Origin of the sequence: Paenibacillus alvei DSM 29, assembly GCF_000293805.1 — a bacterium.
In the GTDB taxonomy this organism is placed as follows: domain Bacteria; phylum Bacillota; class Bacilli; order Paenibacillales; family Paenibacillaceae; genus Paenibacillus_B; species Paenibacillus_B alvei.
The window spans coordinates 1-15,743 of record NZ_AMBZ01000010.1 but is presented as its reverse complement, the minus strand read 5'-3'; the positions used below and the strand labels follow the sequence as shown (position 1 = coordinate 15,743).

Here is a 15,743-nt window from a genome sequence, read left to right as displayed (position 1 = left end):
GAAAATGAGCAAAGCCAGTGAAGGCAGGGTACACGCCTTCGCTGGCTTTTGTTGCGGTTAGAACAGCCGATTCAACCATCGTTTGCTTCCATCGTCCAGCTCAGATGCCGGCGGGACGATACAGCGTCGACCGAAGCTGTCAATGAGGATCATACCGCCGTCTGGGGACGGCTGGACATGCTCGTGCAATGTTTCCAGCTCAAACCTCAACGATCCTCTATCCGTAAGGACATCCCATTTCCATACATTGTTCTTCTCTCGTATGCTTACGATAGTGTTCACCTTCGGAATGAAGTATCTTCGTTTCAATTCGAGCTGGATAGCAGCTTGACTGTTCATGTCCAGTTGCTGCAATTCCTGTACAATGCCGATTTCCTTGCCATCGCGATCCCGAACAGATAAGTAGCACTCGGCATGAGAGAATGGAAATGCGCGATATATCGACACTTCAGGTATTACATTGTCCTCTTCTTTCAATTCCAGCACTCCTCCTTCGGTATGGCGAAAAGATACGGTGGAGGGCAAATAACGGATATCTTCTACTAATGGGATAGAGCTATCAGGCAAAGAGATACTCCCCTTTCATTTCAAACATTTCCTGCTGAGCTTGTACAAGCTTCGCATACACCCCATTTTGAGCGAGAAGCTGCTCATGGGAACCGGCCTCGACCAGCTTGCCTTGATCCAGCACGATGATGCGATTCGCATGGCGAAGCGTGGACAAGCGATGTGCAATGGCAAAGGTCGTCCGGCCACAAATCAGCCGCATCATGGCCTCTTGAATTTGGCGTTCAGTAGCGGTATCGACGGAAGCAGTAGCTTCGTCAAGAATGAGGATCGCGGGGTCATGAAGAATGGCGCGGGCGATAGCAATGCGCTGCATCTCGCCGCCAGACAAGCGGGTTCCTCGTTCCCCGACACGTGTATCGTATCCGTCCGGCATACGGATGATAAAGTCGTGTGCATTTGCGATTTTAGCAGCCCGCATGATTTCAGCCGGTGTTGCGTCAGGCTTGGCATAGGCTATATTTTGGGCTACAGAACCGTCGAATAGGAAGGTCTCCTGCAGGACGACGCCAATATGCTGGCGCAAGCTATCCTGCTTCATGTCCTTAATATCTGTTCCATCAATACGTATCGTGCCATTGTCCGGATCATAGAAGCGGCAGAGAAGATGGATGAGTGTAGACTTGCCTGCTCCCGAATGGCCGACGATGCCGATCATTTCCCCAGGCTGTACAGTAAATGAAATTTCCTTCAAAACAGGCCGATGCTTCTCATAGCCATAGCTGACGTTTTCAAACTTCACCTCGCCGTATACGTATGGCAAAGCCAATGCCTGTTCGTGATCCGGGACTTCCGGTTTCGTATCGATAATTTCAAAAATACGGCCTGCTGCGGCGAACGCACGGCTGGTCCAATTTACGGCTTGGCTGAACCAGCGAAGCGGTCCGAAGAACATCCCCATGTATCCTATGAACGCCATAAGTGTTCCTAGTGTCATTTCCTGTCCGAGTACAGATTGCCCGCCCACGTACCAGACAAGCAGCAATCCAGATTGAAAAATGAGTAAAAAAAGGGAGAGATGCCCGCCCAAAGGCTGTTGACCCGGATCGTTTGCCTCATCAGCGCATCATTCGCTTCACTATAGCGGCCGCGTTCCTTCTTTTCTTGACCGAATGCCTTCACTACCCGAATGCCCTGTAAGGTATCCCCAACGATTGTATTGACATGATAGAGGGCTCTCGAATGCATATACCAGCGTTGATGAGTAATCGGCCAAATGACAAACGAGAAAAACATGATAATCGGGGCAGGAAGGAGTGCGAGCAATGTTAACTGCCAATCTAATGAGCCCATCATCATAAAAATCGATATAATAAGCAGCACTTGGCTGGATACCCATATGATCCCTTCATTTAAAAATTGGTTGAGTGCCTCTGCGTCATGATTGACTCGACCGATAAATTGTGATGTCTGGCGGCGGTCGAAGTAGCCTAACGACAGCCTCATAAGGGAACGAGATACATCTTCACGAATGTTGTGCATCAGCTTGCTTCCGGTGTGGACGCCAATATAGCCGCGAATTGTTGTCATGGCCGACAGGGTAAGCTGGACAAGACCAAGCATTAGAACGAATGCAAGCAGGGATGCAGCAGGATGGGTTGGCTGCAAAACATCATCTACAATAATTTTTGTGAGGTAAGGCGGGATAAGTTCAATTAAGGTCGTGACGATAACAAGCAGTGAAGTAATCCCCACCCATTTTTTAAATGGCTTGGCATATTCTAAGACACGCTTGAACGCCTTTACTTTGTCGGTACAGCGAGGACAATTGGCATAGTGATTGATGAGCTGAACCCCGCACTTGCTGCAGCGTTTAGGCAGGTCGTCAGCAGACGGTATAGGAAGCTCCTCCTCCTTGATAAGTGCTTGCAGCAGCCGGCAGGCATAAGCGAACTTCGCATTTTGCATCGACGTGTATCGAACGAGGACAACTGCCCCGTTCTCGGTATCTGCAATAAGCTGTGACCCACCAATCGAATCACTCGTTCTGCAATTGTTGACAGCGCTTACAAGAACATGTCTTACCAATTTCCCTGAAGAAGTACATATGAAGATCTCATCTTTGGAAATCAGCAGCCAGCGTTCAGACAATGTGGCATCGTCCTGAATATCTGCTTTGCCGCAAAAGAGTAATTCGTTAGAGGTCATATCAGCGGTTGCAAATGGCGATGTTTCGATGAATCGCATGGACATCCCCCTTTTTATATGAACAAATACGCAACATTGGAAGATTGTAACATAAAATGATAGGCTTGGGGAGTGATATTTCGCATTGCTTCATTTTTTTAGAGGAAAACTTCATTTTACTAGGGGATGTCAAATAGGCGGGAAATCTGAGGGAACTTAAAAAAGAACCGCCGATGAAGTTGTTACACTCCCTCGACGGCTCTATTCGTTATACGATATAGGTATTTGGCGATTGCTCAAGTCCCTTATTATTTCGTTAAATCAAGCACACCTTGATAGATCATATCAAATAATTGCTCTAATTGATCTTCTTCTATGCAGGAGAATGCAACACGCAAATCCGTTTCACCGAGTGCGATCGTACCGACGCCATATTGCTCAAGCAGGTGCAAGCGCAGGGCTTCGGCGTTGACATTATGAAGCTTCAAGCACATAAAGTACCCGGAGTTGAACGGATAATAGCTCAACTTGTCTCCGTACTTGCCGCTGTCAAGCAGCTCCTTCACTTTGTTCGCGCGTGCCTTCATCAGATCGAATTTCGCTTGCTTTTGCGATTCATAATCAGCAGATTGAAGGGCATGAAGTACGAAAGTCTGCGAAGGGTGAGGCCCGCTGGAAATGGTAGCACGGATGATGCCGATTGTCTTCTGCTCCAAGGCAGAGAGTAAAGCTTCGGATTCAGCCGCATACGTAATGAAGCCTACACGGAAGCCCCATACATACTCTTCTTTCGTAGCCCCGTCGACCTTAATTGGAAGCACGTTCGGATGAAGAGAAGCCAATCTTCCGAATAAGGATTCGTGCATAGAATCTTCGAAGAAGAGACCGAAGTACGCATCATCGGTTACTACGACAAGACGCATGCCTGCTTCTGCCGCTTCGAGCAAGGCTGCGACAATTTGCTCGCCCTCTTCTCTTCCAGGTGTATAGCCGGTAGGGTTGTTCGGGAAGTTCAGCACGACGATTGCCTTGCCCTTGTCCTTATTTGCAAGCAAAGCGTCACGCAGTCCTGTACTGTTGAACTTCCAGTCGTCATTATATAACGGATAATAAACCATCTCTGCATTGCGGCGAATGCCAAATGTAAGCTCGTAATTCTCCCAGTTCTTCTCCGGCAGAACAACGACATCGCCTTCATCTGCGAACAGATCGGCCACAATGCTTAGACCGTGGGTCAATGCATTCGTCACAATTGGATTGCTAATTGTCGCATTAAGCAATGATGGGTTTTCCTTAAGCATTTTTTCCTTCCATGCCTTGCGCAGTTCAGGCTTGCCCGCTGGCGGTGCATAGGGATAGATATCGGCAGGGGCATAAGCGGACAGTGTATCCTGGATGACGCTAAGATGCATTGGAGTGCCGCCTTCTGTTGCGATGCCTATCGTGGCATTGAACGCCGCTTTTGCTTTGCTTTTCGCTTCAGCCGATTGACTCAAAATCCCTTCTTTCGGGAAGTAGATTTGCTGTGCGAGTCGGGAGAGCATGGCATAAATGTTCGGATTGTGCTGTTGAATTGTTTCGTTCAATTGTTGAGCCAGTTGGTTCATGGCGTCCATCCTTCCACCATCATTGTAAGGGTTCGTTCAATGTATGTATTGAACACGCCCTGTAAATAACTTTTTTATTATAGCATTTTGGCTCTTCATTCGTCACGATGAATTGGTTATCATTACCTATAGGAAGTAGGCGACGCGCATTTGAATTCTGTCTGGAGATTAAGAATGAGGTTCAAATTTTGCAAAAGTGATGGTACTATAGTGAAATAGTGCAAATTTTTCGAGCAATCCTACATGAAATTGACTTAATATGACGGAGTAGAGACCATGTTAGAGAGAAAGAAGGGGGCACTACCGTGTTACAAGCATCACCAACACAATACGTTCTGAAGCCGGCGTGTGCCAAGATTACATGTGAACCGAATTGGAAATGGCAAAAGCGAGAGAAGCCAATGCCGAACTACGACCTGTTCTATGTATGGAGCGGGGAAGGGGAGCTGACTCTGAACGGCGAAGCCTATGAGATTCGCAAAGGGAGCTGCTTCTTGTTCCGGCCAGGCGATCACACGTCTGCAACACATAATCCGCAAAAGCCGTTGACATTAACTTATATTCATTTTGATGTGGATGCGTCCTTATCAGACATTCCGGTGCCGTATAGAGAACTGCATGAAACGGTTGACTTCGAGCACTTGCTTGCTAGATATGTGCGCTTGTTCCTGCGGGATACGTATGGGGCGGAAGTGGAAGCACAGCTTGTGCTGAAGCAATTGATGATTCATTTGCTGCGTGGAGACAAGGAAGAGCCGGATGAGCGGAAAACAAGTCATCAGCTTGCGGAATCCATTCACGAAATCGCCAATTACATCAGGCAAAATCCAGGTGCAAACCATCGCATTCAGCATTTGGCAAAGCGAGCACAATTATCCCCGCGTTATTTCTCTGTGAAATTTAAAGAGCTGATCGGGATGTCTGTACAAACCTATATTATTCGTTCTCGGATTGAACGTGCGGAGCATCTGCTGCACCATGCGGGCATGAATGTGACGGAAGTGGCGGATGCATTAGGATATCGGGACATCTTCTTCTTCAGCCGCCAATTCAAGCAATATACAGGACGGAGTCCGTCTGAAATTCGATAAGATCATCATTAAGCTGTTTTGGGCATACGGGCCCGAGCAGCTTTTTTGGTTTGGATGACTGTACAAACTTTGCTATGCTTAACGGTATAGGGAAGCTGCTCGGGAACGACAAGGATCAACACGAGACTATCGACAAAACATGTTCGCTAATTTGCCTTTCCTGTTAGATGGAAGGAGTCGAATAAATATTAATTTTGTTGGATAGTGAGGGATTTACAAGAGATATATATAATGATAGAATATAGACAAGAAATTCCATAATAAGGAGGTGATGGAGTGGGTTCTGTCAGTGCTGTTTATTCGACATTAGGAGAATTGATACAACGTTATCGGTATGAACGCTCAATGACGCAAGCGAAATTAGCGGAGTTGACACAAATTAACCGAGGCAGCATCTCCAAGATTGAGAATGGGGACATTAAACGGCCTGATTACGCGACCATACAACCCATTATTTCCGTTTTGAACGTTCCGCTGCGCGAAGTGATCGATGCCTTGTCTTTGACTGACCATCGTTCAGACACTTGGTTCGGATTATTGCATAATTCAACATCGAGTGGGGACTACTCCTTGTCAGCCGAGATAGCTTCCAATTTACTTGCATCCCGCAATGAAGAAAGCGAAGTTCTGTTGGACAAGCTCTTCCATGTGATTCAAGAAATAGCGAACGATAATGAGCTAAAGCTCTCATTACTGAACATCGTTATTACCTATGCAAGAAGTCATGGAATTCAGCGCTTTGTTGCGAGAGGAACTTTACATAAGTATTTAATTGAACGGGACGATTTCTCGAAAATGGAGGCAACTTATCAATCCGGGCAGTATGTGCTCCATTATGTCGAATTTCTTTCTCGTGAGGAAAAAGCAACTTTATATTACAAGCTAGGTATCCATGCGTATAATTTAAAGCGTTTTGACGAGTGTATTGAGCTATGCAAGAAGGCTATTATTGAAGAAGATGCCGAAAGCAGTTTTAGTGCCTACTCTACTTTAGGTATTTGTAATTCTTACTACCGTCTAGAACAATATGAGATGGCAGAAAAGTATTTGAAAATATTTAGTTTGTTTAGCTTTTCATTTGTAAAGGAAAATGTAGATTTCATGACAGCAAAGCTCAATGAACAAAAGGGTAACATTGAATTAGCGACGTCTCAGTTACAGAAGTGCTTGGATATTTCTTCATACAAATTGAATATCGTAAACTCGTTACTTGAAATATATTGCAACAATAATGATATGGAAGCAGCTGGTGAACTGATCCAACGTGAAAGTGAATTTTTGGCTCAGAGCTCGAACACACCTGTCTCCATTTCAGGCCGCGCGCATTATTTTGTAAACAAGGGGAAGTATTTGCTGGAACTGGATCGAAAGAAAGAGGCCATTGAAAATTTTGTTGATAGCGCCAAAATATTTGCCGATTTAAGTGAGCATAAGCAAATTTATGAATGCTTGGAGCTTATCTTTGAACACATGAAGTCATTTGAAGATGATTTTGAAATGATGAAAAAGCTTAGTGCGTTGTTCGCTGAGCTGAAAAACTAGGAGGAATCTTGTATGAAAAAAAAGATTATTACATTGTGTGCTTCGTTGTTAATGGCATCAATGTTGTTAATTCCTTCGATTGCCAATGGTCTCTCTGATGTAAAGTGTCAAGCGGCCAAGACTTCAGTTCATTATGTCGTCATGTTTGGTGGAGGTCATGATGTCGACATACCTTGGTAAGAAATAATGTAAGAGACGAGGACGCTAATCGTTAGCGTCCTTTTTTGTTGTCTAGTACGCATCGCAACAAATGTTGAAGAGCGTCGAATATATCTTATTTTAGAGAAACATAGTGAAATAAGCAGAATGTTATATAATGACAATGATACATAATTGTCGGATAATAGAAACAATCACTATAAAATAGAATCTCATTAAATCGGGAGGCTAACAAGATGCGGTTTTACTTTGATATCCCTACTAATGAAATTAGTTTGTCGGATGAAATACTGCTGGATGAAATCGAAAAAGCTCGCGAACAGCTGCAAGAAGCACTTGAAGCCGGCAAAACTTTTACTGACGCCGATGTTATTGAGCTTAGTCAGCGGCTCGATGAGTATTTGGTGGAAATTCAAAAGAAAAGACTGCTAAAAAAGGCAATCTTGGAGATTGAAATAGCTGGTTGAGCTAGGGAGCAAGGCGATGACTATCCGGTATAGCGGAGGATATTTACATGGGTTCCGTTATGGAGTACGAGAAATTCGGGGAACTAATTCAATGTTACCGGAATGTGAGTATGACACAGCAGGAATTTGCAAAAGAAGCAGGTGTAGACTATGAAAGTGTTATCGCAATTGAAGAGGGAGAAATGCCACTAGAACATGCAGTGTTGAAGTCACTGATTACCTATTGCGTATCCCAGTGGCGGAAATAGTGGCATCCCTATCGACAGAAGAGGTTAGCTAGTCCAGAATAGAAATGGCTAAGCTAGGAATCGATGAAGATAGCTCAGAGAGCATTTACAAGGCATACTCCACCTTGCTTATTTGTTCATCATATTTTCGTCTTGAAGATTATAATGAGGCGGAAAGGTATTTGAATATCTATAGCCAGTTTCCATTTTCCTTTGTACAAGAACATGTTGGCTTTCTTACTACTAAACTCCATGAAAAAAGAGGAGACATAGAATTGGCAATTAGCCAATTGCAAAAATGTTTTACAGTGTCTTCTTATAAAAATAGGCATTGTGAATTCACTTCTAGAATTGTATCTATCAAAAAATGATAGGTCTTCAGCTAGGCAACTACTCCAACAAGAAACATATATACCTCAATGTAAACTACTTAAATCCGATTTCAATATCAGGAACCGCATACTATTACAAAATTAAAGAAATATGGCTTCATCGATGGGGAAAGAACAGTGAAGCCGTTGATTGTTATATTCAAAGTGTAAGCATGTTTGTTGAATTGACTGAAAACGATATAGAGCTATTACGGAAGCTGAACGGACACGGTTGAGTATGATGAGCGCGGGTAAAACGGGGTGCAACTTAACAGATGCCTCTGTTGTACAGCTCAGTCAAGAGCTTGATATATTGTTGAAATACAGAAAAAGGGGATATTGAAAAGCTCCCTATTAAGAAATTGATGAAATATGGGCGCGACTGTTTATCTATCGCAACAAAATGTGGTACCCACGATTCAAACAGCAAGTTTAATGGAGGAAAGATGCATGAGGGCTGTAAAGTCTACTAAACAGAATTTGGGGGTGTTAATTCGCCGATATCGGCATGAATTGAATATGACCCAGCAAGATCTTGTGAAAATATCTGGTGTACATCGAAAAATGATTTCGATTCTAGAATATGGTGGTACTCCAAGAGATTATGCTTCGTTGGACTCAATCTTCACGGCTTTGAATATTCCTGCTCATGAGGTAGTGACGGCACTAGCCACTACGAAAATTCATTCGGACATATGGCTTGGTCTGCTGCAACAGCTCGTCTCTGCAGAAGGTGATATTTCGCTTGCAAGAGATGTAATGGTGCATGTATTGGCCTGTAAAGACGAGAGCACTGAAGCACAGCTAGGCAAGCTAATGAGCGTTGTACAACAAGGATCGGGCAGTATTGAGCATCGGCTTGCGTTAATGGATTATGCAATTGCACATGCTCAAATGCGAGGCATGGATACTTATGTTGCCAAAGGAAAGTATTATCGCTATCTCGTGGAGCGGGATAACTTCAGCAAAATGGCGGAAACTTATCTTTCGGGAAAAAAGGTGTTGTCCTATGCTGAATTTTTGTCGTGTGATGAACGCATTATTCTCTATTACAAGTTAGGTGTACATGCATATACCTTGCATTTTTATAAGGAAAGTATTGAGTTTAGCAAATTGCTGCTGGACAGTGACGGGAAAGACAGTACCTATAAAGCATATTCCATTCTGCTTATTAGTTCATCTTACTTTAAGAAATCCAACTATGAATTGGCAGAGCAGTATTTAGCACGTATTAGCTTGACCCGATTCCCATTCCTGAAGGATCATGTCGCTTTTATGAAGGCCAAGCTGTATGAGAAAAGAGGAGATGTGGAGTCGGCCATCTTCCAATTGCAGTTCTGCTTGAAATCGTCAGTTTATAAATTGAACATCGTAAACTCACTGCTTCATATCTATCTTCAAAAACGAGATATGGATGCCGCCCAACAGTTGCTACTGCGTGAACCCGACTATTTGGAAGAAGACTTCACAAATCCGATAAAAATCAATGAGCTTGCAAACTATTATATCAATAAAGGGAAGTTGCTGAGCGGAATGAATAGACAGAAAGAAGCTATCGAATTTTTCAAGAAGGGGATAACCATGTTCACTAGATTAACAGATACGGACGAGGCCTTGTTAAGACAAATGGAGCAGACGCGATTGAATATGATTAGCGCGGTAGAGGCTGGCCGGAATTTGACTGATGCTTCTGTCGTTCGACTTAGCCAGGAGCTGGATGGCTACATTGTCGAAATACAGAAGAAGAGCATTTTGAAAAGATTATCGCTGCCGAACTGACATAAAGTTATAGCGCTTACTGTTTATCTATCGAATCAAAATGCGGGTCTCACGATCCAAACAGCAAGTCTAATAGAGGAAAACTGCATGAAGGCTGTAAAGTCTACTAAGCAAAATTTAGAGATGTTTGATTCGCCTATATCGGAATGAATTGAATATGAGACAGCCATCGCGCATTTGCTACAGTGACGAAATCTCCCTTTATAAAATGAACATCGTGAGTTCCTCCTGCAAATTTATATTCAAAAGCGAGATTTGGAATCCGCCGAAGCAAAAAAAGATGACCCCGATTAATTCAGAGGTCATCTGCTTGTTATTTAACTCAGGCTGCTTGTCATAAACTATCCACTATCTGTGTTACAGTTAAAAGGTGGAATTTAGTGGCTGTTAATTACAATAAAAATGCGGCTTCGAACTTTTTTATATTTAGGATTTATTCAAAGCATAGGCTCCGATCAGGAACGCAACAACTATAAATATAACTACCAGGTAAATAAAATAAACCGGATTGGTAATAACCCGTTTTAATTTATCAAGCAAACGAATTCCTCCTGTAAGTTGCATAAATCACCATAAATTACTTAAGTAGTAAATTCAGATGTTGCAGAATTATTTCCGACATTAAGGATTAGATATTGAGTTGCGTTTCCTGTAACAGGAGCACTGTATGTCCAAGACATATTAGCACTTGCACTTTGGTAATCAGTTACTTAAGAGTTTTTAGAGTGATTTGGGTAAATGACCGAATCCCCATACTGGATGGGGAATTTGAAAATAGTTTACTATATAAAAAATGAAACGTTTGAAATAGGCCTTTGCATAAGTCTTTAGATCACGACTTATCAAAGGCCTATTTTTATTTAGGACGGAATCTTCTGTCCTCGTTCTGGCTTTGCATGGAACGTCCCTAAGCAATCGCCCATCCTCACCTTAGCCCCGAGCGCTAATCCCTCCAAAGGCTGGAACGTATTCGTCTCCGTAAGCAGGACAACGGTTGAACCAAATTCGAAATAGGCGAGGTCTTGCCCTTGTTCGTATGAAGCTTTAACTCGATCGTCGGCATAGCGGATGCTGCTCACGTTGAGCGCTCCGACTTTGACAATGGCCACCTCACCCAACTGGTGTCGTATGTATGTGATCAGTCTTTCGTTTCGGCTGAGCACCCGCGGCATATGATGCAGACCGAAGTCGTTCACCGGATAGACGCGTCCGGGTACATGTTCGCTTTCTACTGTGACACCCGTAACAGGAGCGTGAATCCGATGATAATCGGAAGGGCTCAAATAGAGTACAAAGCAGTAGCCATGATTGTATTTTTGTCGATGCGGAGAGTGATGCAGCAGTTCATCGAGCGTATAGTCCTGCCCCTTTACATTAAAGATGCTGCCTTCCTGAATTGGACCCATGCCAGTGATGACGGCATCAACTGGACTTGCCAATTGATCTGCCTCAGCAGACATTGGACGCATTCCCGGCTTCAGCTTGCGTGTGAAAAATTCATTCAGGGTTCCGTATTGCTCAATTGGCTTCTCAGCTTCTTCCACACGGATATTGTACGTTTTGGCGAAGGTGGGGATAAATCGGCGGCTTAAGCCGGAATTGGCGAAGCGCCCTGCAATGCGCGATACCCACTTGCGGGAGGATAATTCAGTTAACAAGCGTAAAATTCTTTTTTCATCTTCAATTAATCACCTGGTTTATAAGACGCTTCATTAATGGCGTCCTGTATTTTCAGCACCTCAAGAAACGAAATCAAACCATGTTTCCTGTGGACTATCTTGACACAGAACGCCATCATTTTCAATATGATAGTCCATTACGAAGGTAATAACGAGCGATTACCCCTTAATTTGATGCAATAAAGCCGCGCCGTAAGCAATCGGATTTGCATATGTTGCTTTCCAGCAATCAAGTAAATGTGCCTCACGAAAGCCGTAACGTTGATCTTTTCCGTTACATTCGATAAATAAAGGCAAACCCTCGGGAGATAAGCCGATATCAAGCCCGAGGTCAGCCAATTGAGGAAGCGATTTAGACAAACGGGAAGCAATACGCAGAGAAAAGCGGCATATGCGATCCCGAAGGACATCTATTGCAAGATGAGGAAATGAAGATGCAGCTAACTGTTCAAATCTATAGGTGGTCCCTCCTCGTGCAGCATTCGTAACGAACGTATAGGGAGGTGCGACCTTACCGATGATCCCTGTAATCTGCCACTGCTTAGACCCATCTCTCTGTACGGATACGCGCAGATCGAAGGGTCTGCCCTTGTAACGAGCAAGCGGCAGCAATTGCTGAACCAAATAGACTTTTTTCAACATATCGCGCTTTACAGCAGCAGGCAGCTCACCTGCCGGCAAATCTACGGTTCTCCAGCGTGCTCGTCCTGCTGATGTCCGCAGCATGTAAGTCGTTCTCCATCCCTTGCTCGTTCTTTCCGTTTTGGTGAGCCCAAGGCCTACGCTGCTGTTGTCAGGCTTCAAGATGAGCGCTCCATAGCGTGTCATGAAGTCAGAGATGGCAGACGAGGTAGCCACCAACGTCTTAGGCAAATGAGTAACGAGCAGAGGATCTGTCCGCAGCAGGTTGTAAATGCTTATTTTTCTATAGCGATTGACCTCATTGAACAAGATAATATTTGCTTGAACCAAGGAACGGACTCGTGCATGTAAGAACGAACGCTTATAAATAGCACGGTTATGAATGACCGATGGCACTGGCATGCGGCAGCGAACATAGCCGGAGGGGCCCTTTACATAGGCGTCTACTTCCATTTGGCGAAGATGAACATCCTCAATTCGGAAGAAGCAAGGAACGAGTCCGTACTGTCGTGCTGCCTCTTCATATAAATGAGTGGATTCGAATTTCAATTTGCCATTGATAAATTCACGCAGCATTCGTGCACTGAACAATATTCCAATTCGATTGTCGGACATAGCCTTACCTCCTTAAGGAAACATGCGATAAGCAGCCAGCCGTCGGCGGGTATTGCATCGTATGCATGTCCTTTAGCTGCGGCTTGGACGAGTATAGAAGAATTGGATTCGAAGCCTGCTTCATACAGATTGAAGAGGAATGAATGGATGCTGGGATGGCTAACAAGGATACACCCTTGTCGATGAATAGAGATTCACGCTTAGGCGAGTGTCGGGGAGCCGGTTAGGTGCATATGATGGGGTAGGTGTAGGTAGAAGCCCATCGGAAAGGAGAGTGCGCAGATTGAAAAAGAAGAAAGGAAGCTCGTCCCAAAAAGGAAAAAGGACTTCGTATTATGTAGATAATCCGAATAAATCGGAGCTGAAGATGCTGGATCGTTTATCGAAATCGAAAAGTGCAGTACAGTCAAATAAAGCGGCGATTACTTCATTTGCGGCGGCGCAGCAATTCAGTCAAAATCAGGTCAAAGAAGCACAAATTCAGGAAGCATGGATTGCACCTGATGATTCTGTACAAGGAAAACGAACTGCTGTAGAAGGAGGGGACTCGAGCAAGGTTATCTCCTTTGACGTTCAGGCAAGCAGAAGCGCCGCAACATCAACGCTTGCTTCATCCATCGGGCAAAGCAAGCAGGACATACAGGCGACGCGCATTACTGATACTGTAGGAACTGCTGATCCAAATCATACAGGTTCAGATGATTCGATAACGAAGCAATCTGTTAACAGGCTTTCAAAATCAAGCGGCCATTCCGATAAGAAAAAATCTAAGAAATCTTCCAAGCCAATCAGGGGAACCGTTGCTAATGAAGAAGTAGATGCTGTCTCGACCGCGTCTAGCTCACAGGACAACTCCGTTTTACCTGAAGAAACCGTTAGCGATGGAACAGTTCGAACAGAAGATGCTGAAGCGTTGCAGGCAGAGAAGGAAAGACAACTGTTCGAGAAGAGAAGCATTTTCCGGCCAAAAGCGATTATATATACCGATGATATTGTGGATGAGGCAGTTACCAATGAAAAGCTGGCCACATACTCGATAAGTGGAACTAAGATCAAACGCGAGAGCATAGACTCAGAAGCGTTGAAGGATTTTGCCGTTACCTCAATCAAGATTGCTGATGAAGCAATTACAGGCGGGAAAATTGCACCTGAGGCGATAATAGGGGAGCATATTGCCCGCAATGCGATATCAGGGAGCAAAATCAGGGATCGTTCAATTACAGGAGGCAAAATTAAAGACGGCAGTATTACATCCGAGAAGCTTGCCGATAAGACGATTGATTCCAATAAATTAGCAGAGGGCTCAATTCAAACGAAGCATTTAAGTGAACTGATCATTTCGAATGAATTGCTTCAGGATCAATCCATAACTGCGGAGAAGATTCGCAGCGGCGCTATTCAGACGGAAAGCTTAGCCAATGAAGTTGTAGACACCTCTAAATTGCGTGATGATGCCGTAACGGCCTCCAAGCTGCGTGATCATTCCATTACGAGCGGGAAAATAGCCCCCTCAAGTATTACAAGCGATCATCTAGCCAACGAAATCATACTCGGTCGTGTCATCGCCGAGCGTGCAGTAGAAAGTCGGCATGTTGGCTCCGGCCAAATTGACGGTTCGCATCTTGCAACGGAGTCGATAAGCAGCCAGCATCTTCAATCTCAATCCATTCATGCAATACATCTTGCAGCAGATGCTGTTCAATCTGACCATTTGCAGCAGAAGGCGGTTCATCAGAAGCATGTGCGTGAGGGCGAAATCCATAGCTGGCATTTGCACGAACAAGCGGTCACGACGGATAAACTATCCGATCAATCTGTTGCAACTGTGAAATTGATTGATCAAGCTGTCACCTCCTCCAAAATCGCGGATCAAAGCATCACCTCGCAAAAAATTGCCGACGACATGATTCAAACCCGTCATATTGCCAAGTATGCAGTGGGCTACCAACAGATTGCGCCAATGGCAGTTGGAACGTCTCATATTCAGGAAGAGTCAATTAGCGGGGAGCATATTGAACAGGACAGCATTGCGAATCGGCATTTGCAGGATGGAGCTGTTAATAAGCAGAACATTGCACACGGGGCGGTACAAGGAAGACATATTGATGCGAATGCTGTATCTTCGGTACACCTTGCCAATGAAGCTGTGACCACGAGCAAATTGGCTGTTCATAGTGTCACCACTTTGCAGCTTGCTGATGATGCTGTAACCCGGCATAAGCTTGCGGATCAGAGTGTCACCTCAGAGGCACTAGCCGACAATAGTATTCAATCTCGCCATATTAGTTCAGGCGCTGTAGGGACTCAGGAAATAGAGTTGTATTCGATTAAGGGTGAACACATTACTTCAGGAGCAATTGGCTCCGAACATATCCGTTCCGAGTCGATAGACTCGGCGATGCTGAAGCAAGAGACAGTGACGAGTGAAAAGCTCGCTACACATGCAGTGCGCGACAGGCACATAAGCTCATCCTCGATCTATTCTCATCACTTGTCTGACCATGTAATCACATCGCTGAAGCTATCACCAGAGAGTGTATCAAGCGAAAAGCTTGCCGATATGGCGGTTACCTCAAGCAAACTGGCGAATATGAGCGTTACCTCTGACAAATTAGCCAACGGCAGTGTTGCTTCCGTTCATTTAGCGGCAGAGGCCGTGCAACCGAGTCATCTAGCGGAAGGAGCCGTGCATCCGAATCATCTAGCGGAAGAGGCAGTGTACCCGCATCATCTGTCAGAGGGAGCCGTGCAACAGCATCATCTAGCAGAGGGAGTCGTGCAGCCGTATCATCTGGCAGAGGAAGCCGTGCACCCGCATCATCTGGCCGAAGGAGCCGTGCAACAGCATCATCTAGCAGAGGGAGCCGTGC

Annotated in this window: 13 protein-coding genes and 1 pseudogene; 8 read left to right on the top strand and 6 right to left on the bottom strand. The window is 44.7% G+C overall.

Annotated elements, in window-relative coordinates:
- Window positions 1–57: 57 nt before the first annotated feature.
- The 4 genes from PAV_RS25750 to PAV_RS25740 form a co-directional block, all read right to left on the bottom strand.
- Window positions 58–567, bottom strand: coding sequence for a DUF1854 domain-containing protein (locus PAV_RS25750; protein WP_005550980.1), 510 nt, complete (start codon window positions 565–567; stop codon window positions 58–60).
- Window positions 560–1,486 (bottom strand): ABC transporter ATP-binding protein, encoded by a 927-nt coding sequence (locus PAV_RS34285; protein ID WP_157267300.1) that lies wholly within the window; start codon window positions 1,484–1,486, stop codon window positions 560–562. Before PAV_RS34285 ends, PAV_RS25750 begins: the two co-directional genes overlap by 8 nt.
- A 14-nt stretch (window positions 1,487–1,500) precedes the next feature.
- Window positions 1,501–2,754: an ABC transporter transmembrane domain-containing protein gene (locus PAV_RS34280; protein ID WP_005550977.1), complete on the bottom strand. Its 1,254-nt coding sequence runs from the start codon at window positions 2,752–2,754 to the stop codon at window positions 1,501–1,503.
- 248 nt (window positions 2,755–3,002) lie between these two features.
- Window positions 3,003–4,301, bottom strand: a complete 1,299-nt coding sequence (locus tag PAV_RS25740; RefSeq protein ID WP_005550975.1) for an aminotransferase class I/II-fold pyridoxal phosphate-dependent enzyme — start codon at window positions 4,299–4,301, stop codon at window positions 3,003–3,005.
- Window positions 4,302–4,606: 305 nt separating this feature from the next.
- Between PAV_RS25740 and PAV_RS25735 the strand changes: the two genes are divergently transcribed.
- From PAV_RS25735 to PAV_RS25710, 7 genes are all read left to right on the top strand, one after another.
- Entirely contained in the window at window positions 4,607–5,392 is a 786-nt protein-coding gene (locus PAV_RS25735) for a helix-turn-helix domain-containing protein (protein ID WP_005550974.1), read from the top strand.
- Between the two features lie 276 nt (window positions 5,393–5,668).
- Entirely contained in the window at window positions 5,669–6,934 is a 1,266-nt protein-coding gene (locus PAV_RS25730; RefSeq protein WP_005550973.1) for a helix-turn-helix domain-containing protein, read from the top strand.
- A gap of 12 nt (window positions 6,935–6,946) precedes the next feature.
- Window positions 6,947–7,114: a hypothetical protein gene (locus PAV_RS34940; protein ID WP_005550972.1), complete on the top strand. Its 168-nt coding sequence runs from the start codon at window positions 6,947–6,949 to the stop codon at window positions 7,112–7,114.
- Window positions 7,115–7,329: 215 nt separating this feature from the next.
- Window positions 7,330–7,560, top strand: a complete 231-nt coding sequence (locus PAV_RS25725; protein ID WP_005550971.1) for an aspartyl-phosphate phosphatase Spo0E family protein — start codon at window positions 7,330–7,332, stop codon at window positions 7,558–7,560.
- A gap of 47 nt (window positions 7,561–7,607) precedes the next feature.
- The gene (locus PAV_RS25720; RefSeq protein WP_005550970.1) at window positions 7,608–7,808 is read left to right on the top strand and encodes a hypothetical protein; all 201 of its coding nucleotides are present in this window, start codon (window positions 7,608–7,610) and stop codon (window positions 7,806–7,808) included.
- A gap of 582 nt (window positions 7,809–8,390) precedes the next feature.
- Window positions 8,391–8,501 carry an aspartyl-phosphate phosphatase Spo0E family protein gene (locus PAV_RS37770; RefSeq protein ID WP_157267298.1) on the top strand — a complete coding sequence of 37 codons (111 nt, stop codon included), beginning with the start codon at window positions 8,391–8,393 and terminating at the stop codon, window positions 8,499–8,501.
- A gap of 107 nt (window positions 8,502–8,608) precedes the next feature.
- Window positions 8,609–9,937: a Spo0E family sporulation regulatory protein-aspartic acid phosphatase gene (locus PAV_RS25710; protein ID WP_005550967.1), complete on the top strand. Its 1,329-nt coding sequence runs from the start codon at window positions 8,609–8,611 to the stop codon at window positions 9,935–9,937.
- Window positions 9,938–10,797: 860 nt separating this feature from the next.
- On the opposite strand, the gene asd is transcribed toward PAV_RS25710, so the two are convergent.
- Together asd and PAV_RS25700 are read right to left on the bottom strand one after the other, a co-directional pair.
- A complete protein-coding gene (asd, locus tag PAV_RS25705; RefSeq protein WP_005550966.1) occupies window positions 10,798–11,595 on the bottom strand; it encodes an archaetidylserine decarboxylase in 798 nt (265 codons plus the stop codon).
- Between the two features lie 180 nt (window positions 11,596–11,775).
- Window positions 11,776–12,873, bottom strand: coding sequence for a YheC/YheD family endospore coat-associated protein (locus PAV_RS25700; RefSeq protein WP_005550965.1), 1,098 nt, complete (start codon window positions 12,871–12,873; stop codon window positions 11,776–11,778).
- Window positions 12,874–13,156: 283 nt separating this feature from the next.
- Here PAV_RS25700 and PAV_RS25695 point away from each other — a divergent pair.
- Window positions 13,157–15,743: pseudogene (locus PAV_RS25695) on the top strand (hypothetical protein); the annotation flags it as partial.